Annotated in this window: 24 protein-coding genes and 1 pseudogene; 12 read left to right on the top strand and 13 right to left on the bottom strand. The window is 57.1% G+C overall.

The features are described 5' to 3' along the window. Window positions 1–6: 6 nt before the first annotated feature. Window positions 7–1410, bottom strand: a complete 1404-nt coding sequence (locus tag C6382_RS05120; RefSeq protein WP_107023519.1) for an MBL fold metallo-hydrolase RNA specificity domain-containing protein — start codon at window positions 1408–1410, stop codon at window positions 7–9. A 10-nt stretch (window positions 1411–1420) separates the two neighbouring features. Further along, window positions 1421–2332, bottom strand: coding sequence for a universal stress protein (locus C6382_RS05115; protein WP_107023445.1), 912 nt, complete (start codon window positions 2330–2332; stop codon window positions 1421–1423). Window positions 2333–2541: 209 nt separating this feature from the next. Between C6382_RS05115 and C6382_RS05110 the strand changes: the two genes are divergently transcribed. Continuing rightward, window positions 2542–3090, top strand: coding sequence for a GNAT family N-acetyltransferase (locus C6382_RS05110; protein WP_107023444.1), 549 nt, complete (start codon window positions 2542–2544; stop codon window positions 3088–3090). A gap of 53 nt (window positions 3091–3143) precedes the next feature. On the opposite strand, the gene C6382_RS05105 is transcribed toward C6382_RS05110, so the two are convergent. Beyond that, window positions 3144–4070, bottom strand: a complete 927-nt coding sequence (locus C6382_RS05105) for a universal stress protein (protein WP_107023443.1) — start codon at window positions 4068–4070, stop codon at window positions 3144–3146. Window positions 4071–4459: 389 nt separating this feature from the next. Here C6382_RS05105 and C6382_RS05100 point away from each other — a divergent pair, with 389 nt between their 5' ends. From C6382_RS05100 to C6382_RS05070, 6 genes are all read left to right on the top strand, one after another. Continuing rightward, a complete protein-coding gene (locus C6382_RS05100) occupies window positions 4460–4954 on the top strand; it encodes a hypothetical protein (protein WP_107023442.1) in 495 nt (164 codons plus the stop codon). Window positions 4955–5200: 246 nt separating this feature from the next. Further along, window positions 5201–5998, top strand: a complete 798-nt coding sequence (locus C6382_RS05090) for a helix-turn-helix domain-containing protein (RefSeq protein WP_107023440.1) — start codon at window positions 5201–5203, stop codon at window positions 5996–5998. A gap of 51 nt (window positions 5999–6049) precedes the next feature. Further along, the gene (locus tag C6382_RS05085; RefSeq protein ID WP_107023439.1) at window positions 6050–7291 is read left to right on the top strand and encodes a DUF4010 domain-containing protein; all 1242 of its coding nucleotides are present in this window, start codon (window positions 6050–6052) and stop codon (window positions 7289–7291) included. A 37-nt stretch (window positions 7292–7328) separates the two neighbouring features. Beyond that, window positions 7329–7526, top strand: coding sequence for a hypothetical protein (locus tag C6382_RS05080; protein WP_107023438.1), 198 nt, complete (start codon window positions 7329–7331; stop codon window positions 7524–7526). A gap of 267 nt (window positions 7527–7793) precedes the next feature. Further along, window positions 7794–9212, top strand: coding sequence for a DUF2252 domain-containing protein (locus C6382_RS05075; RefSeq protein WP_256588987.1), 1419 nt, complete (start codon window positions 7794–7796; stop codon window positions 9210–9212). An 82-nt stretch (window positions 9213–9294) separates the two neighbouring features. Further along, window positions 9295–10407, top strand: a complete 1113-nt coding sequence (locus C6382_RS05070) for a hypothetical protein (protein ID WP_107023437.1) — start codon at window positions 9295–9297, stop codon at window positions 10405–10407. Between the two features lie 69 nt (window positions 10408–10476). On the opposite strand, the gene C6382_RS05065 is transcribed toward C6382_RS05070, so the two are convergent. The 3 genes from C6382_RS05065 to C6382_RS05055 form a co-directional block, all read right to left on the bottom strand. Next, a complete protein-coding gene (locus C6382_RS05065; RefSeq protein WP_107023436.1) occupies window positions 10477–11175 on the bottom strand; it encodes an ion channel in 699 nt (232 codons plus the stop codon). Window positions 11176–11438: 263 nt separating this feature from the next. Next, window positions 11439–12449 carry a magnesium transporter CorA family protein gene (locus C6382_RS05060; protein ID WP_107023435.1) on the bottom strand — a complete coding sequence of 337 codons (1011 nt, stop codon included), beginning with the start codon at window positions 12447–12449 and terminating at the stop codon, window positions 11439–11441. A 29-nt stretch (window positions 12450–12478) separates the two neighbouring features. Next, window positions 12479–14065 carry a RimK family protein gene (locus C6382_RS05055; protein ID WP_256588983.1) on the bottom strand — a complete coding sequence of 529 codons (1587 nt, stop codon included), beginning with the start codon at window positions 14063–14065 and terminating at the stop codon, window positions 12479–12481. A 92-nt stretch (window positions 14066–14157) separates the two neighbouring features. On the opposite strand from C6382_RS05055, the gene rimI reads away from it, so the two are divergent. Together rimI and C6382_RS05045 are read left to right on the top strand one after the other, a co-directional pair. After that, window positions 14158–15258, top strand: coding sequence for a ribosomal protein S18-alanine N-acetyltransferase (gene rimI / locus C6382_RS05050; protein ID WP_107023433.1), 1101 nt, complete (start codon window positions 14158–14160; stop codon window positions 15256–15258). A 128-nt stretch (window positions 15259–15386) separates the two neighbouring features. Further along, window positions 15387–15707: pseudogene (locus C6382_RS05045) on the top strand (mechanosensitive ion channel family protein); the annotation flags it as partial. 96 nt (window positions 15708–15803) lie between these two features. Here the strand turns inward: C6382_RS05045 and C6382_RS05040 are convergent. From C6382_RS05040 to C6382_RS05030, 3 genes are all read right to left on the bottom strand, one after another. Beyond that, on the bottom strand, window positions 15804–16466 hold the full coding sequence (locus C6382_RS05040; RefSeq protein ID WP_107023432.1) for a hypothetical protein: 663 nt from the start codon (window positions 16464–16466) through the stop codon (window positions 15804–15806). Between the two features lie 482 nt (window positions 16467–16948). Further along, window positions 16949–17251, bottom strand: coding sequence for a hypothetical protein (locus C6382_RS05035; protein ID WP_178082742.1), 303 nt, complete (start codon window positions 17249–17251; stop codon window positions 16949–16951). A gap of 142 nt (window positions 17252–17393) precedes the next feature. After that, a complete protein-coding gene (locus C6382_RS05030; RefSeq protein WP_107023431.1) occupies window positions 17394–18473 on the bottom strand; it encodes an SDR family oxidoreductase in 1080 nt (359 codons plus the stop codon). A 74-nt stretch (window positions 18474–18547) separates the two neighbouring features. On the opposite strand from C6382_RS05030, the gene C6382_RS05025 reads away from it, so the two are divergent. Next, window positions 18548–18937 (top strand): MerR family transcriptional regulator, encoded by a 390-nt coding sequence (locus C6382_RS05025; protein WP_107023430.1) that lies wholly within the window; start codon window positions 18548–18550, stop codon window positions 18935–18937. Between the two features lie 52 nt (window positions 18938–18989). After that, entirely contained in the window at window positions 18990–19553 is a 564-nt protein-coding gene (locus C6382_RS05020) for a histidine phosphatase family protein (RefSeq protein ID WP_107023429.1), read from the top strand. 164 nt (window positions 19554–19717) lie between these two features. Here the strand turns inward: C6382_RS05020 and peaD are convergent, their stop codons facing one another. From peaD to peaA, 4 genes are all read right to left on the bottom strand, one after another. Further along, on the bottom strand, window positions 19718–20842 hold the full coding sequence (peaD, locus tag C6382_RS05015) for a quinohemoprotein amine dehydrogenase subunit beta (protein WP_107023428.1): 1125 nt from the start codon (window positions 20840–20842) through the stop codon (window positions 19718–19720). 31 nt (window positions 20843–20873) lie between these two features. After that, on the bottom strand, window positions 20874–21197 hold the full coding sequence (gene qhpC, locus C6382_RS05010) for a quinohemoprotein amine dehydrogenase subunit gamma (RefSeq protein ID WP_107023427.1): 324 nt from the start codon (window positions 21195–21197) through the stop codon (window positions 20874–20876). 1 nt (window position 21198) lies between these two features. Next, on the bottom strand, window positions 21199–22629 hold the full coding sequence (gene peaB, locus C6382_RS05005) for a quinohemoprotein amine dehydrogenase maturation protein (RefSeq protein WP_107023426.1): 1431 nt from the start codon (window positions 22627–22629) through the stop codon (window positions 21199–21201). A 73-nt stretch (window positions 22630–22702) separates the two neighbouring features. Beyond that, on the bottom strand, window positions 22703–24268 hold the full coding sequence (gene peaA / locus C6382_RS05000; protein ID WP_107023425.1) for a quinohemoprotein amine dehydrogenase subunit alpha: 1566 nt from the start codon (window positions 24266–24268) through the stop codon (window positions 22703–22705). A 410-nt stretch (window positions 24269–24678) separates the two neighbouring features. Here peaA and C6382_RS04995 point away from each other — a divergent pair, with 410 nt between their 5' ends. Further along, window positions 24679–26172, top strand: a complete 1494-nt coding sequence (locus C6382_RS04995; protein WP_107023424.1) for an aldehyde dehydrogenase — start codon at window positions 24679–24681, stop codon at window positions 26170–26172. The last annotated feature ends 43 nt before the right edge of the window (window positions 26173–26215 follow it).

The raw sequence follows: 26215 nt of genomic DNA, 5'->3' as shown, positions 1-26215 counted from the left end.
TGGCCCTTAGCTTGCGAACCTGCCCGTTTTCTCTAACTGCTGTGGCGCGTCGGGATCGAGCGATACGCTTTCAAGGTGCTCGGGCACTGAAACCGACCAACCGAGCTCCAGGCTGATACGCCGGCGCAACGTATCGGCTGCATGGGGTTCACCATGTACGACAAAGGTATGCCGTGGAGGCTTCTTGAAGCCGCGCAGCCATTGCATGATCTCATCAGCATCGGCATGCGCCGACAGACTCTCCATGGCAAACACCTGTGCACGTATCGGAACATCTTCACCGTGCATACGGATTGTCCGTACCCCGGCAATGATGTCCGCGCCGCGTGTACCACCGGCCTGAAAGCCGGAAAAAAGCAAGGTATTGCGTGGATTGGGCGCCAGCGCCTTGAGGTGATACAACACCCTGCCCCCGGTTGCCATGCCACTGGCGGCGATGATCACTGCGGGGTCGCGCAGTTGGTCAAGGTGCCTGGATTCGTCGACGGTGCGAATGATATGGGTGCTATGGCACATCGCTGCACACGCCTCGGCAGACAGACGATGTTCATGGTGAAAACGTTGATACAACGCCGTTGTATCCGAGGCCATAGGGCTGTTGAGGTAAACCGGAATATCCGGAATCAGATGCGCCTTCTTCAGCGCATACAGGTAATACATCAACAGTTGAGCCCGACCGACGGCAAATGACGGCACCAGGGTGATGCCATGGCGTAACAACGTTTGATTGATGACATCGGCCAGGTACTGCTCTGGCGGCTCTTTGGGGTGCTGCCGATCGCCATACGTGGACTCGACCAGAAGAATGTCTGCGTGCTCAATCAGCTCTGGCGCTTTCATGACGGGGTCATTGGGGCGCCCCAGATCACCAGAAAACACCAGGGTTTGGCCTTGCACCTGCACTTCAACCGTTGCCGCGCCGAGGATGTGCCCGGCTGAACGCAGGTATACCTTCAGCCCCTCGACGATCTCGACTTGATGATGCAGCTCCAGCGGCCGCAGTTGTGCAAGGGCCCGTTTGGCCTCCTCTTCGGTGTAAAGTGCCTGGGCAGGATGATGCCTGGAATAACCCCGCCGGTTGGCATAGTCGGCTTCCTCTTCCTGCAGGCGACCACTGTCGAGCAACAGGATCCTGGCCAGCTCACAGGTGGCCGCTGTTGCATAGATCGGCCCACGAAAACCGTTGCGAACCAGTACCGGTAAATAGCCGCTGTGATCCAGGTGTGCGTGAGTCAGCACAACTGCATCGACTTGATCTGCCGGCAAGGGCAGCGCTGCCCAGTTGCGCAAGCGCAGCTGCTTGTAACCCTGGAACAGTCCACAATCGATGAGCACCCGCGTAGTGTCGTGCTGGAGCAGGTACTTACTACCGGTGACCGTACCTGTGCCTCCAAGAAAAGTGAGCTGCATGATGTGACCCTCAATCAGTGGCTGCATCGCCCTTGTCAATGCCGGGATTAACCGCCAGTACTGCGCATAGCCCCGAGGAGACTATCCGTTCGGTCGTGTCGCCGAGCAGTTTGCCCAGCCCTTTGGGTTGAACCACCCCCATGACCACGACATCAACCGCCAGATGACGCACCATGTCGCCAATGACAGCGACCGGCGCCCCTTGAACAAAGTGTCGACACTGCGCGGTAACACCGTAGGCATCGGCCAGTTCGTCATAGGGTTCGCGTAATGCCGCTATGAATTCTTCAACCCAGTCCAGCGCTGCACTGGCATCGGCAACGAAAACAGGCGAGATGTCATAGGCACACACCAGGTGCAACTGAGCATCGCACTGCAGCGCCATGGCGATGGCTGCGCGGATGATTGTGTGGTTGAAGTCGTTCTGTTGCGCCGAAAGGGACGTATCAACCGCAGCCAGGATTACCTTGGGCACAGGTGCACTACCCGCCGGGACGAGATGAACCGGTACCGGGCTCGCCCGTACCAGCTGTGTATCGAAGGACGCTGCAAACACTCGTCTGAGCGCTGAAACGTCTTCAGTGTCTTTGATGACCATGTCGGGCCGAAGCTCGAACAGGCAATCAAGCACGTCCTTTACCGGATCATCGGAAAGTATTGCCTGGCTGGTCGTATGGGTGTGATCTGCGCGTAATCTCTCCACCACATCGGACAACCGGTTGCGGTACCGTGAGAACTGCTCGGCGATTTGTTCTTCAACCTCTTTTTCTTCCCGCCAGTTGCTCAGCCCTTGGGGCTCGAAAACGCCCAGGACATGCAAGCCTGCCCCCGTCGTTTTAGCCAGGGCCCTGGCACGCTGCGCTGCAGGAGAAGTCAAATCGGCGTCCCGTGCCAGCAACAACAGTTGTTGGTACTGACTCATCGCCCACCTCCATTTCTGTTATCGATTGGTGCCCGGAAACACCGCTCAGGTATTGAATTCTGTACCTTGAGCATGCATCGGACTTGATTTTGATCAGAAAGGCGGTGACACGCTACGAAGTTGATGCAAATCAGAACAGGGTTGCTCGCGCGCAGTACAACAACAGCAGCAGGCAGTTCCATTAGAGAAGAACAGCCCAGGAGAACGCGATGAGTAACGATCTGGATAACCGCGACCTATGCAAGGAACACTGGATTGAATCGTTGAGCGACGGCACTGCAGTACTGATTCGCCCCTTGAGCGAGTCAGACCATGAACGGGATCATCAGTTCGTTGGGCAAGTGCCTTACGAGTCGCGGCGCTTTCGCTTCCTGGCTGGCTTTAGCGGGAAGACATCTTCGCTATTTGAACAGTTGGCGGATGTGGACTACCACCGACGCATGGCGTATGTCGCGTTGGTGCATGATGGTGGTCAACTGCGCCAGATCGGCGAGAGCCGCTATGCCGCAGTCCCCGGCAGCAAGAATTGCGAATGTGCGGTTGCCGTCAACGCGCATTGGCAGCGAAAGGGCCTAGGCAGATTATTGATGAATCACTTGATCACCGCCGCGCGCAGCAATGGCTATGCCTGCATGACTTCACGTGACTTGTCCAGCAACTACGGCATGCACCGGCTTGCTAAAGCACTCGGTTTTTCATCGCGCTACCTGGCCGGAGACGTCAGTGAAATCATCCATGAGCTGGACTTACAACGATAACCAAGTGCCTCAGCGTGGCTTGATCCGCAAGCCGCACTGAGGCAACTGGTGTGTCAGACGACGGGGGGCTGTGGGGTGATAACCAGTACACTGCTTGGCATTTTGTACAGTACCCGTTCAACCGTGCTGCCGACATACTTGGCCAAGCCGCGGTGATGAATCCGCCCCATGACGACGATGTCGATGCCTTGGGCCTCGCAGAAAATCGTCAAGACTTTTGCCGGATCGCCCATGATCATGTGACACGCCTCCGGTTCAATGCCATTGCGTTCGGCCAGCTCCCTGAAGGCCTCGCTCTGGGCTTCATGCAGGCTTTCGGCAATATTTGAGCCAAACCAGAACGATTTATGCCCAAGATTTTCGGCCTCCGTTTGCATGGAGGTCAAATCGTAGGCATAGAGGATCTCTACCTGAGCTTTGCACTGCATGGCTAATTTCAATGCTTCATTGATGATGCGGTCATTGAACCCTTGGAACTGGTCCTCGGGACGTGACAGGTCTACAGCAGCGAGCACCTTGCGAGGCATGGCGTGACTGGTCTTGTCGAGAAAATGCAAAGGCACCGAGCACTCCCGTAGCAGCCGCACATCGAGTGTCGTGAACATCGCCCGCATCAGGCGCGACTCATGCACTATATCCTTGACCACCATCGCAAACGGCTGCTCCTTCAGATGAGTCAGGATTTCGTCCAGGACATTGTTCACCCAGACAACTTCAGTGGTGACCGTAAGCCCGTTCCTACGCAGGGACACGGCTTGGGATTCCAGCCACTCACGGTGCTTTTCGACATAGGCCTGACGCATCACGGCCAGTGCCTGCTCATTGACCAGCCCAGCGGTGGCAAGCCCCTCCAGGTAATCAAACGCCACGATATGCAATGCAATGCCTTTGGCTTTTGCCAAGGCGGCAGCACGGTCAAAGGCGTCAGTACGCTGCATCAAAGGGGGGGCGATAAACAACAAGCGTTGGTAGTCGGACATGGCACACCTCGCACTAAGCGATGAGTAGGTACATTCCATCCTGCATCCGTCCAACAGGGTGTGTTTGACCTGTATCAAGAACACGCTGCAAGCCAGGTGAAACACGCGGACCGGTGATGGAGGCACAACAACCGGTACGGCCCGACGCACGGTAGCCCGAACACAAAAAAAACGGGCCTGATTCCTTGATCAGGATCAATTGATTCGCCGCTTATTGGCGCACCCTAAGCAAAGAGTGACGCTACTCCCCCAATGAGGAACCGTCGCCATGGTTACCATGCGGGCGCATTTATCTTGGGCCGCGGGTGACTCACCGGCTCAAACTCGACGACGAAGACCCACCTGGCAAGGACGCTGTTCCTGATTCAATCGAATGGGGAGCGCGCCAAATGCTTAAATTACTCTTGCTGTCGTTGTTACCGCGGCTGACACCTGACGCGGCGCTACTCCAAGCTAGACATCGCCTGTTCAGCTTTTTGGGTCACACGCGCAAACGCCGTGCCCCGGATCTTGAATTGATGTTGCGCCGCGAAGTCGGCTTGCCTGAGCAGCCCGCACTATTAGTCAGGCATAGCGGTCATCAGTTCACAGTGACAGCGGACTTGCAAACTGTCGGTATCGATAGTCTGCAGATAGGGATTACCCCCAAGCAATTCACGCTGAGCGGTTGGGTGCTACAGGAACCTTCACACGCTTCAACAACAGGTGTTTCGCCTGAGTGCGGCTGGTTCAGTTCATCACGCGCCATCCCGCCATCGATGGATCTTGACCATTTCACCCTCCACTACCGTCAGGGGCAACTGATCTTCAGCGTACCCAAACAACATTCACGCAAATGGCACCTGATGCACACCCCTGCGTCAACGACGGAGTACCATCAATGAACGTTTACATTGAGCGACATCCGCGACTGGACCGCTGGTGGGTTCATCTGGATGTTTGGGAGGTGAGTTTTCGCAGTCTTGACGAGGCGACAGACTTTGTTGATCGACTCAACACCCGTCTCAACGCTCCGCACTCCTTGTCGATGCTTGCGCGCATGCCCTCGACACGTCCTACGTTCACTTACAGTCATCCAAATGACCCACTCGCCCTGCCAGGTTCATCCAGGGACGTGGTGGAGGTGAGAGATGCATAGCTCATTGAATGTCGTCAGTGAAAAAGTCAGTCAGCCCATAGGGTTGGCTTGTCCAGTTGACTTGCTTTCATACAAGACGGCCTGCAACGACTGCCGGGTCAGGGCACTGTGCCTTCCGACAGGCCTGTCCAGACAAGGCAATGACCGTTTCAGTGAGTTGATCAGCCAGCGGATACGGATCAACAAAGGAGGCGGCCTGTATCAGGCCAGCGATCCGTTGGAGTTCCTCTATGCGGTTCGCTTTGGCAGTTTCAAGACCTGTTTTACCAATGTAGAAGGACAAGGGCTTGTCACCAACTTCTGGATGCCAGGCGACATCATGGGGTGTGATGCGATCAGTACCAACCGGCATGTTTGCTGTGCGTTTGCGCTGGAAGATAGTGAAGTCTGCCTGATTCCCTACAAACGCCTTGAAACACTGGCCCACGAATTCCCGTTCCTGCAGCAAAGCCTCAACAGACTACTGAGCAGTGAAATCGTCCGCGACCATAAGCGACTGTTGATGATGTGCAACTTCTCGGCCGAAGAGCGTTTGGCCAGCTTTCTACTAGGCTTGTCCAAACGCTACGCCGAGCGTGGTTTCTCGGCCCATGGCTTTGTCTTACGCATGTCCAGAGATGACATTGCGTCCTACCTCGGGCTGAGGCTTGAAACCATTTGCAGGTCCATCGCTCACCTGCGCCAGCTGGAGATAGTCACATTCGGTGGACGCACCGTGGAAATTTTGAACATGCCCGCCCTGAAGGCCCTGGAACATGGCTACGGACATCACTGTGCGGCATCAATGTGAGCCTTTGGCCACCTATGCGAATACGGCTATGCGTGCTTCGCTGCGACTACCATGCTTGAAGCCCTGAACATCACCCATCTGGCTGCCGCCCTGGGCGTAGGGATGCTTGTTGGTCTGGAGCGTGAGCGCAAGAAAGGTAGCGACGAACATCGCGCCTTTGCCGGTCTTAGAACCTTTGCCATTACCTCCGTACTGGGTTATGTCTGCATGGCCGTGGCGGGCGCGATGCTAGTGGGCATCATGACCATTGCCCTGGCGATCCTCGTTGCCGTTGCCTATTGGAAACACCAGGGCGAGGATCCGGGCATCACCAGCGAAATCGCCCTGCTGTTTGTCTTGATGCTCGGTGCCTTGAGCCATGAGCAGCCAGGACTGGCTGTTGCGGTCAGCGTCGTGCTCACCGTGATCCTGGCCTTTCGCCAGGAGCTGCATCGCTTTGCCCTGCACCAATTGACTGAAACTGAAGTACGCGACGGGTTGATCCTCTTGACCGCCGCCCTGGTCATTTTGCCCTTGACGCCCGACCGTTTCATCGGCCCCTTCGGGGCCATCAATCCCCGCACAATCTGTACCCTTACCGTGCTGCTGATGAGTGCAGAGGCTTTGGGGCATATTGCCTTGCGTATGATGGGGGCGCGCTACGGCTATACCCTGAGCGCCATTGCTTCAGGATTTGCCTCAGGTTCGGCGACCATCGCCCTGATCGGCCACTTGGCCCGTGGTGAACAGGGCTCGGTCAAAGCACTCAGTGCCGCCGCGATATTCTCGAATCTGGCGACCATTGCGATGCTGTCCCTGGTGCTGGGAACCGTTGATCTGGCGTTCCTGCAGGCATTGTGGGTGCCGGTGTTGCTGGCTGCACTGGCAACAGTGGCCTATGGCTCCTTACTGCTAGCGCCCTGGAAACCTTTTATCGTGCCTGCCACCACCAAAGTGGGTGATGGCGCCTTCAGCCTCAAGGTCGCCCTGGTGGTGACGGCAGCGGTAACAGGAATAACATTGCTGTCCTCAACCTTGCTCTACCTCTTTGGACACAGCGGCGTAATGATCGCTGCGCTGATCAGCGGGCTGGCCGATGCGCATGCGACGGCAGCTTCCATTGCGTCGGTGGTGAAGTCCGGGCAGCTATCGATCACTGACATAGCGGTACCCTCGCTGACGGCCATGAGCAGTAATACGCTGACCAAATGTGTTCTGGCCTGGGTCAGCGGCGGGGCAAAATTTGCAGCCTACGTCATCACCGGCCAGTTGCTGATCATTGCTTCGATGTGGGTGGGTTTGTTGATTCAGTGAATGCCCGGACCAACAGCACTGGAGAAGTGCACGCGTTATGGGGGCTCGCATCGATGGCCAATCGCTGATCCTCGGCAGCTTTTGCAGCCTGCATGGTGCCCAGAGCCTGCCCAAGTCACTGCTGGTCCGGCTCAATGCCGACTTAGCACAACTCACCGACCAACCCGACCTCAAGGCCCAGAGCGGTGACTGCTGCTATGGTCACGCTGGCCAGGCACTGCTCTTCGATTTCTGACAATGAGGGGCCTGGCTCGGAGCCTGGCCCCCCTCTTTGCGTAGCTTTATCGAAGATCAGCCAGGCGTTCGCCAGGCCGTTGACCTGGGTTGCGGGGTTGTTAATGCATTTGGGTCAACTTTGCTGACACCCCACGGCTGGGAATGGGACAGTGCAATCTTGGACTAGAATCGATTTAGTACCTGAGATTCTGTTGGCTTATGGATCCGACGCTCGATCCGGACTAGCGTCCAGGCGCGTTCGACTTCGTTGAGCAAAGGAGTGGAAATGCCTCCCAGCAAGAAGAGCACGACCAAAGGTTCGACGAAAATAGCTGTAGTCAGGATTCTCGAGCCAATTTTTCGCTCGCGCAAAGAACGCCTGAACGCAGGTGAACGCATGCGCGATAGCGTGCCACATGCGCTTCACGCTGTATGGAAGCCGCCACGCAAGCACCGTGACCCTATTGACCTCCTTGAGCAGTCGAATCGCTATCGGCTCCCCAATCTGGTGCCTGTGCGCTACGGGCGCATGTTGCGCACGCCATTTACTTTTCTGCGCGGCTCTGCGGGTTTGATGGCTCACGACTTGGCCACTACCCCGAACACCGGTATTCAGGTACAGGCCTGCGGGGATTGCCACCTCTTGAACTTCGGACTGTTTGCAACACCCGAACGCAATCTGATTTTTGACATCAACGATTTCGATGAAACGCTTCCCGCCCCATGGGAATGGGACATCAAACGTCTGGCAATCAGTTTTGTCGTCGCTGCACGCGATAACCGGCTCAGCGACAAGGAGGCACGGGCTATCGCCGTCGAATGTGTTCGTGCTTACCGCGAGCAGTTGCGTGAGTTCTCGAAACAGAGTCCGCTGGCGGTCTGGTACGACCGCTTGGATGCCCAAACGATCATTGATATGGCCCCCAATGCCAAAGTCAAAAAAAACCGCGAACAGGTGATTGCAAAAGCCAAGATACGCGTTGGCGATTACCTTTATCCCACAATCAGCAGCGAAGTCGCGGGACGCCGACGTCTGATTGATCAACCCCCGATACTTTTCCATGTTGATGAAAAGGGCTTTGAGCAGAATGTTCATATGACCCTGAATGCTTATCGCTTATCTCTGCCCGATGAGCGACGTACTCTCTTCGATCGTTACCGTCTCGAAGACATTGCCATCAAAGCAGTCGGGATCGGCAGCGTCGGTACATATTGCTTTGTCGGCCTGTTTTTTTCCGCAGAAAATCACCCTCTGCTCCTGCAAATCAAGGAAGCCTGCCCTTCCGTGCTGGCTCCTTATGCCGGCAAGAGTGTCTACAAAAATCAAGGCCAGCGCGTAGTCACAGGGCAACGATTGATGCAGTCCTCCAGCGACATTTTTTTGGGCTGGACGCAAGGCCAGAAAGGCCGGCACCTCTTCGTCCGTCAGTTGCGGGACATGAAAATGTCCGCGCCTGTTGAAGGCGCATCGGCAGAACAGATGAAAATGTACGCCGAGCTGTGCGGTCTCACGTTGGCCCGTGCCCATGCCAAATCTGGGGATGCTGCGCTGATCAGTGGTTATCTGGGTAAATCGGACTCCTTCGACCAGGCCATCGGCAAATTTGCCCTGACTTATGCGGATCAAAATGCAAAAGACCATGCGGCACTGGTAGCTGCCGAGAAATCAGGACGGATCAAAGCGCTGAGAGAGGACGATTATTAAAGACGATCAATGTCGATGCCTTTGACACGCACGCTGAGTGTCATTAATGGCTGCCTCAACACCTTGCCTCATGAGGCAAATCATGGATCACCCGTCTACAGTCTCGAAGTTCAGGTACCTGCCAGGCCGAATCCGACTGGTAGTACTGATCGTCATAACCTACTGCGTCGCGGGGTGCGGGACGCTAGGGCCGACCTCGATTCAGCGTGACCGCACAGATTATGGCGGAGTGATTGCCACGACCTGGAAAGAACAGACACTGCTCAATATCGTTAAGTTGCGCTACGGCGATGCACCGGTTTACCTGGAGGTGTCCTCGGTGATCAGCTCCAGCGCGATGCAGAGTCAGGTCAGCCTCGCAGCAAGCTGGTCTTCGGGATTTCCCAGTGATGGCAACAGCCAGCTCATTGGCGCCTCAGGGTTGTACACAGATCGCCCGACGATCAGCTACACACCGCTCTCTGGGGAGAGGTTCTCGCGTTATCTGCTGCGACCGTTATCTCCAACGGCCGTATTCTCCCTTGTTCAAGCTGGCTACCCGGTCGATCGCGTGCTGCAATTGACCACCCGAGCGGCTAATGGCGTCTACAACCGCTCGACATCACCGGCACGTGCTCGAAGTGCGGATCCGCGTTTCTACCAGTTGCTGGATGCGTTAAGACGGATACAGCGTTCGCAATCGCTGGAAATACGAGTTAATCCGCGCACAATTGATGAAAGTGCACTGGTCATGGTCACGCGTGACGTCCCCGATGATATCGAAAACGATCGTCGTGCCGTGCGAGCTATTCTTGGCTTGCGTCCCGGTACGAATGAACTGACGCTGACATTCGGTATGCTATCGAGGAGCGATACCGAGATCGCCTTGCTGACGCGCTCCATGTCGGAAATTTTCATGGAACTCGCCGCGACCATCGAGGTCCCTCCCGTGCACGTCCAGGAGGGGCGCGCAAACCCTATGCCTGCTGCGCCCGAGCATCCCAGCCCATGGGACGCTCCGCTGGTGCGCATCCATTCGAGCGTGGAACGCCCCCCTGATGCGTATACCGCTGTGCACTATCGTGATTATTGGTTCTGGATCGATGACCGCGATATGAAATCCAAATCGGAGTTCTTGTTCATTCTCGTATTGTTCTCGCTCGCCGAAACAGGCGTACCGGCGCAAGTGCCTGTAATCACCGTGCCCGCGAACTGAATTGACGAGGCAATGGGCAGCATTGCCCTCGTTTTGCAGAACAGCAAGAGCAAGCCTCTAAACCCAACGTCACTTGATCTGATGCGTTGGATAAAGACCGGCGAGCCGCGCTATCACCACACCAACGTAAAAGACGCCTGAAAACTCTTCAACCATAACAAGTGAGCGGGCGTGGTTGGTCAACGGAATAACATCACCGTATCCGGTGGTTGTGAGCGTCGTGAGGCTAAAATAGATCAGCTTGAAGAACGTGCCGGGCTGCATGAAGTCGAGGTGACCAGGGCCGAATGAGCCAGCGCTGGATATCTCGACCAAGGCATATACGAACGACCAAACGAAGGCCAGCATGATGTAACCCGCAAGCGCGCCATGCAGCTTGTCCGCTGTAATGGGCCCGCGCTGGAGAATATAGCGAAGCACTCCGCTAAACGAGACTGCAAGGGACACCGCATAAGATATTCCGGCCAGCTTAAGAATCGCGGCACTCTCAGCCCACAACGCCGCCCATTGAAGGCCAACCCCTAGCAACGCCAGACCCAGCTTGAGTATGAACCCCCGCCGAGTCTGTCTGGTGGCGAAAGCGCCCACGAGCAGCACGATTGAAAACAGAATGCCGAGCAACGTGCGACCAATTATACCCTCCTCAAGAAAGGGAAACAGGAGGATCAAACCTAACAAGAGCAGCAACAGATAGGTACAGGGCCCTAGCCCTATAACCATCTGACCTAAATCCGCATCGGCGTCGGCTTTATCTTGCGGATTTGTCATGCCGGTTCCCCAGAGGCCTGAATAATGCTCAAGACTTGACGTTGCATGGTCGGAATATGAGCTTGTTTTAGAATAGCTGGCAGTGGCACTCTAGTCGTGAATGCAGGTGAGAGGACTCAGCCTGACCATCAATTGGACTTGTCTTTATTCCTGATGAAGTCCAGATAGAAGCCCACAGCGCCAACCAGCAGAATCGCGGTTACCACCAGCAAACCAATAACGGTATTGTTCATCTACATCTCCTTGGCAGAACGCTGCACCCATCATGAGAAAACGCGTGTAAAAAATCGCTTTGCAGCACCTGGACGCGAGTCGGTATTCACCCCCCCCACTCGATGTTCACCGCGAAAATCCCGGGCCAGGCGTTTAAGAAACAACACCATTACCCCGCCCAACAGCAGCATCGCCAAGACCAGCGCCGGGTAGGCAAGCCACCACGGGACACCACTTGTCATCATGCTGAATTCGGACATGCCGCCGATGCTGGCGATCAGGTTCAGGGGCAGGAATACAACGTTGATCAACGTCAGTTTGCGCAGCATTTCATTCATGGTGTTGTTGGCCAGATTGCCGCGCGCATCCATCAGGCCGGCAAACACCGTGGAGTAGATCTCCGCCTGCTTGTAGCACTGGGTGTTCTCGATGATCAGGTCGTCGATCAACTCGATAAGCTGCGCGTCAAAGTGGTTTTTTTGCGCATGGTTACGCAGCCGCGAAAGCACTGTGCCATTGCTGTGAATGGCGTTGATGTAATAAATCAGGCTTTCGCTTAGGTTGAACATCTGCATCAGGTGGTGGTTGTGCATCGAGCTGTTGAAGCGCTGCTGCAGTTCGCGAGCCACCATCTTGATCACCTTCAGGTGGCCAAGGTAGTGATGGATGTTGCTGAACAGCATGTCCAGCAACACATCCAGCGGCGTTTGCAAGGCATGACGGGTCCCCAGACCTTGCACTTGCGAATCGTCCGGAGCGATGAGCACCAGGCGCTCGGCGTGCAACAACAGACCGAAGGAGGACACCTCAAAGGAGAAACTGTCTCCGCCCGAGTAATTCTCCGGACGCTTCCAGATCAGGAACAGGCTGTCCGGGTGGAACTCGATGCGTGAAACCTCATCAGGATCAAGCGCGGACGCCAGCGCATGCTCATCTATGCGGAACCGGCACTTGAGCAGATCGCGCTCAGCGGCGTCGGGATCGACGAACAGCAATACCTGGCTGTCGAGGCTTTCACTCGGGTGCAGCGCCCCTTGGGCGAGCAGGAAGCTTTTAATCATCGCGGCACTCCCGGTTCGATCCCGGCCATCTACCAGATATGGCCACGGCGCTTGTGTTCCAGCCGGCGCACGAACTCCTCCAGCACCAGGGTGTACAGATCGTCCTGCAAGTAAGCGTCTTCAATACCGGCGTCCAGGTTGGGATTATCGTTCACTTCGATAACCACCACTTTGTCACCCGCTTGCTTGAGGTCGACACCGTACAAACCATCGCCAATCAGACTGGCTGTTTTTACTGCCAGCTCTACCACTGCCCGAGGTACTTCGTGGACGGGTAAAGTGCGGCACTCACCAATCACGTCGGCGCCATTGGCCTTGTGGTTGAATATCTGCCAATGGCCTTTCGACATGAAGTACTGGCAAGCGAAGATCGGCTTGCGATTGAGGATACCGATGCGCCAGTCGTACTCGGTATAGAGGTACTCCTGAGCCAGGAGCAACACCGAGTGCTCGAAGAGCTCAGCAGTCGCCCGCAGCAACTGCTCCTGATTCTCCACTTTGATCACGCCTCGGGAGAAGCAACCGTCAGGGATTTTCACTACCAGCGGGAACCCCAGACGTTCACCCACTAGCTGCAGTTCTTGCAGGTTGTCTTTGTAGAGAATCTCGCTGGCCGGCATCGCAAGTTTGTTGCTGCGCAGCAGGTCGGTCAGGTAAACCTTGTTGGTACAGCGCAGTATGGAGGTTGGATCGTCCATCACCACCAACCCTTCGCTCTCGGCTTTTTTGGCGAAGCGGTAGGTGTGATTGTCGACGCTGGTGGTTTCGCGAATCAGCAGTGCGTCATATTCGGCCAGACGCGAGTAGTCTTTCCTCTCGATCAGCTCGACATCGATACCCATGCACCGGCCTACCCGCACGAAACTCTCCAGTGCCTTGGCATTAGAGGGGGGCAACGTTTCATCGGGGTCATGCAGGATGGCCAGATCATAGCGCGCCATGCGCCTGGATCGGGGCACACGCCAGATTTTTCGACTGAATCCGTCCAGTGCATTGGCGAAGTGATCTTCCTGATCTTCGCGTAACTTGTGCAGCGACCCGGCTTTTACCCCCGCGATCTGCCAGCCATCGGCTTTGCGAAACTCGACCAATAATACCGGACAGGGAAAAGCCTCAAACAACTGACGAGCAATGGATTGCAACGGTTCCAGGTGTGTCCAGCCAAAGTAAAGACTCAGGGTAAACCCTTCAGCACTGGCATAAAGATTATTACTTAAGTTTTTCTCCAGGGTTTTTTCCACGTCGTCCAGGGCCAAGCCATAGAGTGACTTGCGGGAAAGTTCACTGATTGTCTTGACCGACGGTATTACTTTATGCCCCCTCGCCTCCGCCAACAGCGAACAGTAATAGCCGTGCCCAAGATACTTGTAGCTGCGACAAAGATTAATGACCTGTACACGCTTGCCCGGTTCGCTGCTCCGCGGCGATTCCAGGTATTCCTGGGCGGTTACCAGGTCTTCACTGGGAAAGTATTTACTCCAGTCCTCCTTGCGCTCAACAATAATCACAAGTTGACTTGACCCTTTACTTTCAATTGCGCCACCGGGCTGTTTGACTATTGCTGTCTCACTATTTTTACCCAATACTTCGTGCAAGCCAAATTGTGCCACTGCCATCTCAAGTACCTAACGAAGACCAAGTGCTTATCTATTAAGCATGGAAATTTCAAAAAGTCTCGCTTCATTACGAAAGTTTTACGGTGACCTGTATGGAATTTATATTTCGCAAAGCCTGCGGCCAAGACCTGCCATCGTTACTGTCATTGGAGAACCAATGTTTCGAGCATGACCGGCTATCACCTCGAAGTTTTCAATGGATGATAAGCCGTGCACATGCCAGCTTGATCGTCGCTCAAGCGCAGGGGCAGTTAATGGGTTATGCCTTGTTGTTGTTTCATCGCGGGACCTCCCTGGCTCGCCTCTACTCCATCGCCATCTCGCCCGCCGCTCGCGGTCAAGGGCTAGGCAAGCGGTTGCTGGCTGAAGCGGAGGAAAACGCGCGCAACGTTGACTGCGCCTACCTGCGCCTTGAGGTTCGCCCCGACAACAAGACGGCCATCAGGCTTTATGAGGGCGCAGGCTATCGACGCTTCGCTGTGATCAACGACTACTACCAGGATCACGCCGACGCTCTGCGCTATGAGAAACGCATCATTGATCAGCCCTCCGGCAATGCGCGGCGGGTGCCTTACTATCAGCAGACCACAGACTTTACTTGTGGCCCGGCATGCCTGTTGATGGCCATGGCTGCGCTGCAAACCGGGCGGGCGTTGAGCAGACGTGAAGAGGTTCAGCTGTGGCGCGAAGCAACCACTGTGTTCATGACCTCCGGGCATGGTGGCTGCAGCCCGCAGGGGCTCGCGTTGGCGGCCTGGCGCAGGGGGTTTCGGGTGACCTTGCAGGTGAGTGTCGACGGCCCGCTGTTCCTCGATGGCGTACGCAGTGAGGACAAAAAAGCAGTGATCCGCCTGGTGCATGAAGAACTCTGCACTGAACTGCAAAGTAGCGATGTGGTGCAGGTACAGAGCAAGAAAATCGACATAGTGGATCTATTGGCGGCGGGCGGTCAGCCGCTGGTGCTGATCAGCTGTTTTCGCATGACCCGAAGCAAAGCACCACACTGGGTGCTAGTGACAGGATGCGACGAAGACTTTGTTTACCTGCATGATCCGGACATTGACCATAGCCGGCATCGCCACGCCCTGGATTGCCAGCACCTTCCCGTAACCCACCAAGAGTTTCAGCGTATGAGCCTTTTCGGCGGCAATAAGCTGCGAGCGGCAGTCGTGCTTTATTCTCCGTCTGAATGAAACCTGGCTAGTGAGCCTTTCACGCCGCAGCGGCCACTCCCGGAGGCTGTGTGCTTGCCGATTGGCTGGCGCGGCACACAGCTTGTGCTAGCGGTTTGAGGCCAATCCTTCATTTTCGGGCCCCAGCCATGGACGAAACCATCGTTAGCATGACCACCACGAAGTTCAATGCGCTAATTGCTCTTGTGCAACAGTACGGGGCCGCTTTCGCGGTCAAGATTATCTCCGCCATCGCCTTCTGGATCATCGGCCGCTGGTTGATCGGCTTTGCCGTCGGCATGGTGCAACGGGCCCTGACCCAGCAGAAGCTCGACCCGACCGTGCTGCGCTATGTCGGCTCAGTCATCACCGTGACACTGAACATCATTCTGGTGATCGGCATCCTCGGTTACCTCGGCATGCAGACCACCACCTTCGCCGCGCTGCTCGCCGCGGTCGGTCTGGCCATCGCGTTCCGCGGGCGTGTCGAGGCGTTGTCTGTGAGCTCATGAACAGAGGTGCGCCCCTTCCCCTTGCACCGCAAGCAAGCTGATCTTCTCGTCAGCTTAGCGCGTATGAATCCCCGCAAGCAGCCATGGACGCTCCTGAGCCGGCACTGCCATGCTCCGGTTCCGTGCCCACTGGGTCAATGCCACCATCAACGCAAACCCGAGCACGATCAGCACCGGATGCGCCATCAGCAACTCGCTGAGCGAGTACTTCCAGGCCAGTGGCCGACCGACGCCTAGCATGGCGGCATACAGCCAGGACACGCCTGACAGCGCTCCTGAGAACAGGGCAAACAACCGCACACCGACCTGCAGATCAAGCAGCGATCCGGCCTTCAGCAAAGCAGGCAATACATAGCGATGCAACAACATACCATTGAACGTCAGTAGCAAGACAATAATGACTTTGGCTTGAAGTTTCGGATTGGCAAAATAGTTCATGCCTTTTTCAAGGTAATCGATACCTATCAGTGCGGCTCCGGTAAGCCATAAAAATATCAACGCGTTGGCAACGGATTTCTGCAGGCTCGCCATGTGATCGTTATCGTGTGCTGTCGACATACGACCTTTCAATAAGCCCTTGATCATTGCCGCATCGCTGGCAAACACCAGACCGATGGCTACACAACAGGCTAATAAATGGACATAAACAACCGCCAACCGCAAAAGCTCGATGGATTCTTTCTGCCCGAACAGACTAATAACTGTATTGATCTCCACGACTACCTCTCCACTTATTGTATTAGTGTCAAATGACCTTGCAACAGGCGCACGAACACCATGACCGCAACTACAGGATCAAACTCACTTGAATAAAATAAATCAGTAAACCGGTACTTAAAGAACGCAGCGACTCGCCCAGCGAGTCATTGAAGAGGGCATATCGTTACTCCAGGCTTCAGGTAAAAAAAACCCCACGTGCATTCCATACGATGCCGATGAGGTTGAATGTCGATTTTTTTACTAGGGAGCGCATGGCGTGATCACTGAGGGCCGGCCTGCTGGAAAATAAGAGAGCTGTATTTTCCGATCGTTCATTTCTCGGGCAAAACCACCGACGGGCGGTCCCAGACTCTACACCTATGGATACTTGCGGCTTTTGCTGAAACCTGCGTAGCCACTGCGCGTGTTCAATCATGTGCGCTGCCCAAACCTGGGGCTGCCGTGCAGGGTGAAACGCGGTCGACGACGGCTGTGTATTATTATCCCCTCGCCTGTTCGGAGTTTGTGGCTAGACGAACATCCACCGCCTCACCGTCGGCAGGGATCAGTAGTCGGGCGATAAGCCTGCCTCGTACCGATTGGGTGAACTCGATCACCTCTTCAACCCCCATGATTATCTCGCTACCGATATCCAGGCACGCTCCACCGGCGGGAACGACCGAAACCTCAGGCTGATGAAGGGCGACGAACTGCCGAATCTGGTCGGTGAGCAGCGTATCACCGCAAAGATAGAGGGAGGGCTCGCCCTCTATCTCGATGAAGTAGCCGACGCCATGCGCCATGAAACGGCCGACAAGTCCCCGCCCATGGGTACACGTAACGGTCCTGATCCTGCCACCGGGAAAGGGTTGTGGGCAGTGATGATTGTCTGGCAAGGACACAACGTTCAACCCGCGCCGAATCATTATCTCAGGGCCCCTCGCGTCAGCGTGCCCTGCTCTGGCCAAGGTGAAACGAATTGACGAACGTTGCAGTGTGCTGCAACGCCTGGCCAATATCCGGCTTGCTGATGCCATGCCTGTTGGCAAACTGCTCAAGCGCCGCAGTATCAAAGCGAGTGGTCTGGATGAAGTCCAGCGATTCGGCGTTCGCATTCAACAGCCGCGCGACGGGAGGAATGCTCAGTAGCAACTTCAGCAGTCGAAGCGAAATGTGATACTTGGGCGCCTTCAAGCCAAGTGCTTGTGCCACCTGTGCCAGAAGTTCTCGCAAGTTGGGCGTTTGCTTATCAAGCGCCAGCAGTTCCTGGCCCGCCATGGCGGGATCAAAAGCACAAAGTGTGACCAGCTCAACCAGGTAGTCCACGGTGACCAGTGGCAACCAGTGCTCCGCGCTACCAGGCACTGCAGCCAACTTCCCCTGCATAAGGTTGCGTATCAGTTCCGCCAGTGGTTGACCGCCAAGAATATGGCCGGTGCGACTATGGCCGCAAACCGTCGCAGGGTGAACAACTGTCAGTTCCCCGCACTCGGCCGACACAACCTCCAGTGTCGCAAAATACGCCTCCAGCTTGCTGCCTTCGTAGCCGCCGACATGCCGGTAAACTGCTGGCCAATTCGTCGACAGCGGGCAACTGGGGTCGATGCCGATACGCCGCAAGTGCTCATGGTTGTTCAGCATGTAGCCACCGATCAGCACCAGACGGCTTTTTTGTCCGCACGCCAGCCGCGCCACTCGCCTTGCCCCTTCGACATTGACTGCGCGCGCCTGCTCCAGTGAAAGCCCCCAGGCAAACTGGACGCCCAGGTGGAATACCACTCGGGCTTGCCTTAGCACCTCCCGGTCTGCCTGACTGATACCGAGGTTGTCGCTTTCCAGGTCCCCCTCTACAGCAAAGATCCGGGCTGCATTCCCGCCTAAACTGCGGACCTGCTCACGCAATGCCGGGAGCCGCCCGGGGCTACGCATCAACACCCGGATTGTGTGACCTTGCGCACTCAGGTGCGCTAGCAGATGCTGGCCGATGAAGCCGGTTCCCCCGGTTACAAAGCACTCCACGCTCATTTCCCTGCTCCTTGGTAAGGTGAGAAATCAAGCGTAAACTATCGAGCCAACTCTACAGTCAAGCGGTAGTTTTCATGAGAATCGGCGAACTCGAGACACGCAGCGGTGCGAGTCGACATACGCTGCGTTACTACGAGCAAATCGGCCTGATCTCAGCACAGCGGCGTATCAACAACTATCGCGTCTACACCGAGCAAACCCTGCAGGATCTGGACTTTATCCAGCGCGCCCAAAGCATGGGGTTTTCCCTGGGGGAGATTGGCGAGATTCTAGATGCGCAGCGCAACAAGCGGATCGATTGTGCTGACGGTGCAAAGCTTATTGAAAAAAAGATGGCAGAGATCAAACAAAAAATCTCCAGCTTGCAGAGCATTTATCGGTATCTGGATGAGGAACGCATAAACCTTGAGCTCAGTGCTGCCAAGCAGATTGAGCTGCAGAAGCTCAACAACGTTTCCAGCTGAACGTTGGGCATCCTGAGTACTCACGCAACAGCAAAACAAGGATTTGATAGCAATGGATAAGGAAATCATCCTGATGCGCCATGGTCAGCCAGACCTGATCATGACCGGCAACGTTTCAGCGCTCGATATGAAGCGCTGGATCGAGCATTACGACCTCAGCGAAATCAAAAGCCATCCCGCTCCGAAGGTTAGCGTGGCGCTGGCTGCCAGTGCCAAGGTAATTGTGTCGAGCACCGCACCTCGGGCACTGACATCCGTTCGGGCGTTGGGCTTGCAGCCCGTTGTGGTAGACGAGGTCTTCTGCGAGGCGCAGTTGCCCCATGGGCGCTGGACGCTGCCACGCCTGTCGCCGTTTACCTGGGCGTTTATTCTTCGAATCTTATGGTTTTGCGGTTTCTCAGGGAAAGTCGAGTCTGCCTGTGAAGCCAGAATGCGGGCCAGTACCGCCGCTCAACGCCTTCAGTCCCTTGCTGATGAAGGGCCCGTTCTACTGCTCGGTCATGGCATCATGAATCGAATGATCGCCAACCAGCTGGAGGCTGCTGGCTGGATGCGCCAACAACGCAATGGCAATAGCTACTGGAGCGCCACAGCCTATCGAATCAAGCAAACGTAAGGGCGGTGTCGGCATAGCGCCCCTGCGGCAAGCACGCTAGCACCTTTCTGGCAGGCGCCACGTATTGAGCGCACGGTATTCCGATCATCTGTACCTCGGCGACTGCACAGCTCACCATGTACCGAGGATTAACGCCGCGCCGCCTGGCGGCGCGGCGGCCTTGCTTACCTGACGAACACCTGGGTGGTGGTGATCGACATGTCGCCACCTGGCAGCTTGATGTTCTTGACCTTCTCCAGGCTCTGCGGATCGAACACGGCGATATCGTTGAACGTCCCGGCAAGGTAGAGCTTGCTGCCTTGCTTGTTGAAGGCCACGCAGTAGTAAGTGTGGTCCAGGTTGGCGGCCTTGATCAGCTTGCGCTCCTTGATGTCGTAGCGGGCCAGGCGGTTCAGTACCCCATACATCTGGTTAGGGTCCTTAGGCGAGCGCAGGCCGGTGAAGTACAGCTCGGTCAGCGAGGCGAACTCCTGATATCTGCTTTTACCGCTCTTGAGATCGATGCTCAGGTAGCCATACATCGGCTCAGCCGTGGCCGGGTCCTGCTTGTCGTCCTTGAAGCGCGACACGGTGTAGAGCATGGTGAAGTCATGCTGTGCGGTCTGGTGTGGCCAGAAGTACAGTACGTCCGGGGCGCTGAAACCCGGACGCTGCCAGTTGCGCAGTGGCAGCGCGACCTCATACTTGCCGGTGTTCACATCCATCTTGTAAATATCGGGGCCTGCGACAAACAGGCTGCCGTCATCCGCTGCGCGCATCAGGAAGACCTGGCGTGGCATGGGAAAGCTGCGCACCGGTTTGGCCGCCAGCCCGTCTGCGGTGCGGAATACCTCCAGGCGCGGTGGTTTGACCACGTAGTGGTCATTCAGACGCTGGGTAGGATTGACCGTGGCGTAGACTTCCTTGCCATCCGGACTGATTGCGAACGAGAACATCGAGCGCGCCAGCTCGCCCGGGGTGTTCGACAAGTTGGCGTGAAACACTGTCTTGCAGGTGTCCAGGTCAACGCCGTAGAGGTCACCGAAGTGGTTGTTGAGCAAGTACGCGGTGCGGTTGTCCGGCGCCATCATCGCCGTGCCGGGCCCGAAGGCGTCCGGCAGCTTGCAGCTCTTGTAGAGCTCATCGCGGGCCAGGTCGACCACGTGCAGGTTGTTTGGATAGTTGGTCGCGATCATGTACTCGTGACCCGCCTTCAGCGCAGGCCCGCTGCTGTCGGCAGCCCAGGCTGCCAGGGTGCTGGCACAGGCGGCGACGGTGAACGCCAGCTTGGCGAAAACTCCAGGTTTCATGCGGTTTCCCCTTGTTGTTCTTGTTGGCTGGTCACTTGTCTTTTGGGAACACAGTGCCAAGGTTGCGCCAATCGTCTTGGGAGTTGCTGGCCTGGGCATTCCAGTCCTGGTAGGTGCTCATCATGTCGGGCACCTGGGCTGGCCACCAGCACGGGTCAGAGCAACCGTAAAGGTCGGCCTCCATTGGCTGACACAGCGAGCTGACGCCACCGAAGGCATCCACTTCCCAGCCCGGGTCGGTGGTGGCAGTGCAACCGGCGACCGCGCTCATGGCCACGACTTCCTCGACACGGTCCTGGGCGATCGCTTGCTCAAGAATTTGCGCTTTGTTGTTCAGCGGCTTGAGATGTTTCATATCAATGCGCCTTCCGCGGAGTGATGTAGCGGCTGATGAAGGCCGGATTGGCGGCCATGATGCGGCTGTAAACCTCGATGCCGAAGTCAATCCAGTCGCGCATCAACTCGCAGTAGTGATAGGTCGGATGAGTAGGGTCGCCGTAGCGGGCATAGCTCTCGTGATAGCAGCCGCCAGAGCAGAGGTTGCGGATGCGGCAGCTGTCGCAGCCGGTGCCGCTACGGTCCAGGCGCTGGGACAGGAAGTCGTTCAACTCCACCTGTTTCACCCCGCTGTGCACGTTGCCGAAGGTCGGCAGACTGGAACCGGTGAAGCGATGGCACAGATTCAACTCGCCTTCATGATCGACCGCCAGCATCTTCAACCCGGCGCCGCACGGCAGGGCTTTCTTGTGCCCCTCATGGATGTCGGTGATCAGCTGGTGCAGGTTGGAGAAGCCGATATTGCGGTGTTCCAGTGCCGCCTCCAGGTAACGCCGGCCCAACGCCTTCATGTTGGCGAAGACTTCAACCAGTTCCTCAGCGGTCAGGTTGAAGTCGGCCATGTCGCCTGAGGTCACCGGGGCAAAGCCGACCTCGGCAAAACCCATCTCGTTGAACAGGTGATCCCAGATGGTCTCGATATCGGTGATGCCCCGCGTCAGGGTCACTCGCGCACCCACAGGACGGCTGTCATAGCGCGACAGCAGCATCTGCGCCTTGCGCCGAACCACGTCGTAAGTACCCTGCCCGCCCACGGTGATGCGGTTGCGATCATGCACGGTCTTGGGTCCATCGATGCTCACCGACAAGCCAAAGCGGTGGGCATTGAGCCAATCAACGATCTCCTCGGTGAGCAGCGTGGCGTTGGTGGTCATGACAAACTCCACCTGTTTGCCAGCCTCGGCAAAGCGTCGCTCACAGTAGGCCACCATGTGCTCGATCAGTGGCCGGTTGGACAACGGCTCGCCACCAAAGAACACCACGGTGTAGCGCGTCTCGTCCGGCGACTCCTTGAGCAGCATTTCCACCGAGGATTCAGCGGTTGCGGTACTCATTTTCTTGCCCGCCGAGGGCTTGTCCAGGTCTTCCTTGTAGCAGTAGGTGCAGCTCAGGTTGCAGCCGGTGTTGACGTTCAGCACCACGGTGTTGAGCGCGGTACGCTCGACCCGTTTCAGGCCGATTTCCGGGGTCAGCGGCGAGCCGTCACTGACCACTTCCAGGGCAATCAGCTCACGCAAGGTATCGATGATGTCCTCACCGGTGAAGCGTGATTGCAGACGCTGCTGCAACTCCTCAGGTGAACAGCCTTGCTCTCGCAAGGTGTCGATGATTCCGCCGGTTACCGCGTCGGTGGCAAACAGCGAACTGCTGGGGATATGGAACAGCATGCGGTCGGCATCAACCTGCACTTCATGCAGATTACGCTCGACCAGATTCAATAGCGCGCCCATGGCGACCTCCCGATGTGCATTGTGATCAACGTTGGCATCCGGGCCTTGCAGTGCCCGTAAGGTCCACGGCCGATCACGGCAGCGGTGGATTGTTCCAGCGTTGCACGGTGACGATCAGGTGGCCTTCGCCCTTCTGTCCGCCGTCCTCCAGCTGGGCGATCACTTTCAGATTGCCCGCGTTGTTGGTCATCATCCGCCGCTCGGGGTTAGGGCCGGCGCCACCGGGCATGAAGATGCCGTTCTCGAGCATCTGCCCGGCGAACTTGACGTCTTCGTCTTCTTTGGCCTTTTCGTTGTAAGGCTCGACTGACCACTGCGCCGGCAGATAGCCAATACGCAGTGGCTTGCCCTTGGCATCTTTGCCCCAGGCCTCGGCCTCGAAGCGCCCCTGCACCTTCGGCGTACTGCCGCCGTTCTCACCAATGCGGGCAATGGAGAACGCCGGCACCACTTTCACTTCCTCGACTTTGTCGTAGACCGCCAGGCTCGGCCCTTTCAATCCGCCCTGGCTGACCTCACGCAAGCCAGGCGCCGCATCGGCCGCGGCACGGGCCTTGACCCGAACCTGGTTAGCGCTTGATACGAGCACTTCGGTCACCTCGATACCTGGGCCAAGGTCCGGCTTGCCGGACAAGCCGCTGCCAACCAGTGTCAGCTCAACCTCGCTGCCCGCCTTGATGAACGAAGGCTGTACCGCCAGCAAACGGGCCTTGCCCTCCTTCACCGCAGTGAAATCCAGGCCGCGTTCATCATGCTCGGCCTCGAACATGCGCCCTTTCATCTCGCCATCGACGGCGGCGAAGACCTGACGCATGGCGGTGTCACCGATCTGCACACTGGCGCGCCATTCGAAACCGTTGTAGAGAATGGCGGTGCCGCTACCCTGGAAGGGCGTACCATCGGCATACGTGCCGTTGACCTGCACCTTGAAACCATCGCCCTGGCCAGCGCCGACGGTCATTTCACCGCGCACATCGCCCTTGCTCAGCATATGACCGCTAAAAGCCCACTGCCCCAGCAGCGCCTCAGCCTTGGGCCGGGTTTTCTGCCAGTCGGCCCAGGCGGGGTTGTCCAGCGGGAAGCGCTTGGCCAGGTCCGGTACCATTTCCTTCAAGGCGATCTCAAGCCAGTCGCGGTCCCGCGACAGCGCCTGGTACTCGAGTGAAGGCCATTGGCCCAAGTGGAAGTTGACCAGATGTTCCCATTCCTTGGCCGGGCGCCGCTGCAGGGCGACCCGTGCGCCGGAGTGGCAGCGGCCGCAGGTCTGGCTGAGTTTTTCGTCGAACTGCTCAACCGTGTTCAGGCGGCGCTCCATGGCATAACGCGCACCCTCTGTTTCGCTGGGTGCCAGACCTTGCTTGTCGGCCAGGTACTTGACCAGGGTGCGGCGGTCATCATCGCTGATCTGCAGACCATGCATGACCTGCATGCGACCGATACTCATCAGCCAGCCTTCAGGGGTTTTGCGCTGATGGCTGATACGGCTGTAATTGTCGTTGCCTTCGGCAATGTGACAGCCCATGCACTTGCTCTGTAGCAGGTCGGCGCCGGGCTCTTTGGCCTGAACCTGGGTGCATAGCAAAGCGGCGGCGATCAGTGCCAGGCTGCTGGTATGTCGCCGGAGTCGAGTCGTTCTCAAGGTCAGACCTCCACGGTATTGTTCTTATCGTTATTGCACGCTGGGTGCCGTAGGTACTTCTGCGAATGACCAATACAGGATCTGTGCCAATCTACGCAAAGTCTTTATTTTCAACGAGTTGAGCAATACCACTGCGGCCTTGCAAGGGCCCTGGATCCGCGCCGGGCGTCTAAATTTGCGACAGCTCGTTGCAGCATGAGACAGCTGCATCGCCGCCAATGAGCTTAGGCCAGCGCAGAACTGTTCCAGCGGCGTCTCATGCCGTCTCAAAGTGCTACAGCGCGGGCTGGTTTGCGCTGTCTGGACACCAACATAAAGCGTTAAATATCAATGCATTGAAGTCATCTCTCGACCTTGGCATGGCGGTTGCGAACGCCCCTGCACATCCAATGACAAGAGGCGTTGCCCCCATGCTTTCGACCCTGCCCATCCTCCCCCGTACCCAGGCTTTCCTCGACCGCAAACTGAAGATGCGCATCGGCGCCGACTGGCAGGACGCGCAGAGTGGCACGACCATGAGCTTTCGCAACCCGGCCACCGGCGAAGTACTAGGCGAAGTACCCTGCGCCGACAGTGACGATGTCGACCGCGCCGTCAAGGCGGCACGTGCTGCCTTCGATGACTCGGCCTGGAGCCGCATGCGCCCCCGTGAGCGGCAGAACCTGCTGTGGCGTCTGGCCGAACTGATGGAACGTGACGCTCAGGAGCTGGCCGAACTGGAGTGTTTGAATAACGGCAAAAGCGCTGCGGTGGCCAAAGTCATGGACGTGCAACTGGCCATCGACTTCCTGCGCTACATGGCTGGCTGGGCCACCAAGATTGAAGGCACGACGGTGGAGCCTTCGCTGCCGTTGATGCCCGACGATCAGTTCCACGGTTTCATCCGCCGTGAAGCGATTGGCGTGGTCGGCGCCATCGTTGCCTGGAACTTCCCGCTGCTGCTGGCCTGCTGGAAGCTCGGGCCTGCACTTGCCACCGGATGCACCATGGTGCTCAAGCCTGCCGACGAAACCCCGCTGACGGCGTTGAAACTGGCCGAACTGGTACACGAAGCCGGCTATCCGGATGGCGTATTCAACGTTGTCACCGGCACCGGGCTGAACGCCGGTGCCGCCCTGACCCGCCACCCCGGCGTAGACAAACTGACCTTCACCGGCTCCACCGAAGTCGGTAAGCAGATCGGCAAAGCGGCCATGGAAAACATGACCCGCGTCACCCTGGAGCTGGGCGGCAAGTCGCCGACCATTGTCATGCCCGACGCCAACCTGCACGAGGCTGCTGCGGGCGCCGCCACGGCGATCTTTTTCAACCAGGGGCAGGTGTGTTGCGCCGGTTCGCGCCTCTATGTGCACCGCAAGCATTTCGACAATGTAGTGTCCGACATCGCCTCGATTGCCAACGGCATGAAACTCGGCAACGGCCTTGATCCGCAGGTGCAGATGGGCCCGCTGATCTCCGCCAAGCAGCAGGACCGGGTGGCCGGCTACATCAACCTTGGCCGCGAACTGGGCGCCACCATCGCCTGCGGTGGCGAAAGCTTCGGTCCGGGCTATTTCGTCAAACCGACGGTGATCGTCGACGTCGATCAGCGCCATCGCCTGGTTCAGGAAGAAATCTTCGGCCCGGTGCTGGTCGCCATGCCCTTCGACGACATCGATGAAGTGGTGCGCCTGGCGAACGACAACCCCTACGGTCTGGGCGCGAGTATCTGGTCCAACGATCTGGCGGCAGTGCACCGGATGATCCCGCGGATCAAGTCCGGCTCGGTCTGGGTCAACTGTCACAGTGCGCTGGACCCGGCACTGCCGTTCGGTGGCTACAAACTGTCTGGTGTGGGCCGGGAAATGGGCGCTGCGGCCATCGAGCACTACACCGAGCTGAAATCGGTGCTGATCAAGCTCTGAAAGCGCCTCCTCCCCGGTGGTGGGCTTGCCCGCGATTGCAGTG

The sequence above is a fragment of the Pseudomonas sp. BBP2017 genome, assembly GCF_003024385.1.
In the GTDB taxonomy this organism is placed as follows: domain Bacteria; phylum Pseudomonadota; class Gammaproteobacteria; order Pseudomonadales; family Pseudomonadaceae; genus Aquipseudomonas.
The sequence above is the reverse complement of the archived record's forward strand: the minus strand, read 5'-3'. Positions and strand labels throughout refer to the sequence as shown.

Coding starts and splice junctions, on each gene's coding strand:
- C6382_RS05120 (WP_107023519.1), bottom strand. CDS start 1,410: ATGCAGCTCACTTTTCTTGGAGGCACAGGTACGGTCACCGGTAGTAAG.
- C6382_RS05115 (WP_107023445.1), bottom strand. CDS start 2,332: ATGAGTCAGTACCAACAACTGTTGTTGCTGGCACGGGACGCCGATTTG.
- C6382_RS05110 (WP_107023444.1), top strand. CDS start 2,542: ATGAGTAACGATCTGGATAACCGCGACCTATGCAAGGAACACTGGATT.
- C6382_RS05105 (WP_107023443.1), bottom strand. CDS start 4,070: ATGTCCGACTACCAACGCTTGTTGTTTATCGCCCCCCCTTTGATGCAG.
- C6382_RS05100 (WP_107023442.1), top strand. CDS start 4,460: ATGCTTAAATTACTCTTGCTGTCGTTGTTACCGCGGCTGACACCTGAC.
- C6382_RS05090 (WP_107023440.1), top strand. CDS start 5,201: ATGCATAGCTCATTGAATGTCGTCAGTGAAAAAGTCAGTCAGCCCATA.
- C6382_RS05085 (WP_107023439.1), top strand. CDS start 6,050: ATGCTTGAAGCCCTGAACATCACCCATCTGGCTGCCGCCCTGGGCGTA.
- C6382_RS05080 (WP_107023438.1), top strand. CDS start 7,329: ATGGGGGCTCGCATCGATGGCCAATCGCTGATCCTCGGCAGCTTTTGC.
- C6382_RS05075 (WP_256588987.1), top strand. CDS start 7,794: ATGCCTCCCAGCAAGAAGAGCACGACCAAAGGTTCGACGAAAATAGCT.
- C6382_RS05070 (WP_107023437.1), top strand. CDS start 9,295: ATGGATCACCCGTCTACAGTCTCGAAGTTCAGGTACCTGCCAGGCCGA.
- C6382_RS05065 (WP_107023436.1), bottom strand. CDS start 11,175: ATGACAAATCCGCAAGATAAAGCCGACGCCGATGCGGATTTAGGTCAG.
- C6382_RS05060 (WP_107023435.1), bottom strand. CDS start 12,449: ATGATTAAAAGCTTCCTGCTCGCCCAAGGGGCGCTGCACCCGAGTGAA.
- C6382_RS05055 (WP_256588983.1), bottom strand. CDS start 14,065: ATGGCAGTGGCACAATTTGGCTTGCACGAAGTATTGGGTAAAAATAGT.
- rimI (WP_107023433.1), top strand. CDS start 14,158: ATGGAATTTATATTTCGCAAAGCCTGCGGCCAAGACCTGCCATCGTTA.
- C6382_RS05035 (WP_178082742.1), bottom strand. CDS start 17,251: ATGGCGCATGGCGTCGGCTACTTCATCGAGATAGAGGGCGAGCCCTCC.
- C6382_RS05030 (WP_107023431.1), bottom strand. CDS start 18,473: ATGAGCGTGGAGTGCTTTGTAACCGGGGGAACCGGCTTCATCGGCCAG.
- C6382_RS05025 (WP_107023430.1), top strand. CDS start 18,548: ATGAGAATCGGCGAACTCGAGACACGCAGCGGTGCGAGTCGACATACG.
- C6382_RS05020 (WP_107023429.1), top strand. CDS start 18,990: ATGGATAAGGAAATCATCCTGATGCGCCATGGTCAGCCAGACCTGATC.
- peaD (WP_107023428.1), bottom strand. CDS start 20,842: ATGAAACCTGGAGTTTTCGCCAAGCTGGCGTTCACCGTCGCCGCCTGT.
- qhpC (WP_107023427.1), bottom strand. CDS start 21,197: ATGAAACATCTCAAGCCGCTGAACAACAAAGCGCAAATTCTTGAGCAA.
- peaB (WP_107023426.1), bottom strand. CDS start 22,629: ATGGGCGCGCTATTGAATCTGGTCGAGCGTAATCTGCATGAAGTGCAG.
- C6382_RS04995 (WP_107023424.1), top strand. CDS start 24,679: ATGCTTTCGACCCTGCCCATCCTCCCCCGTACCCAGGCTTTCCTCGAC.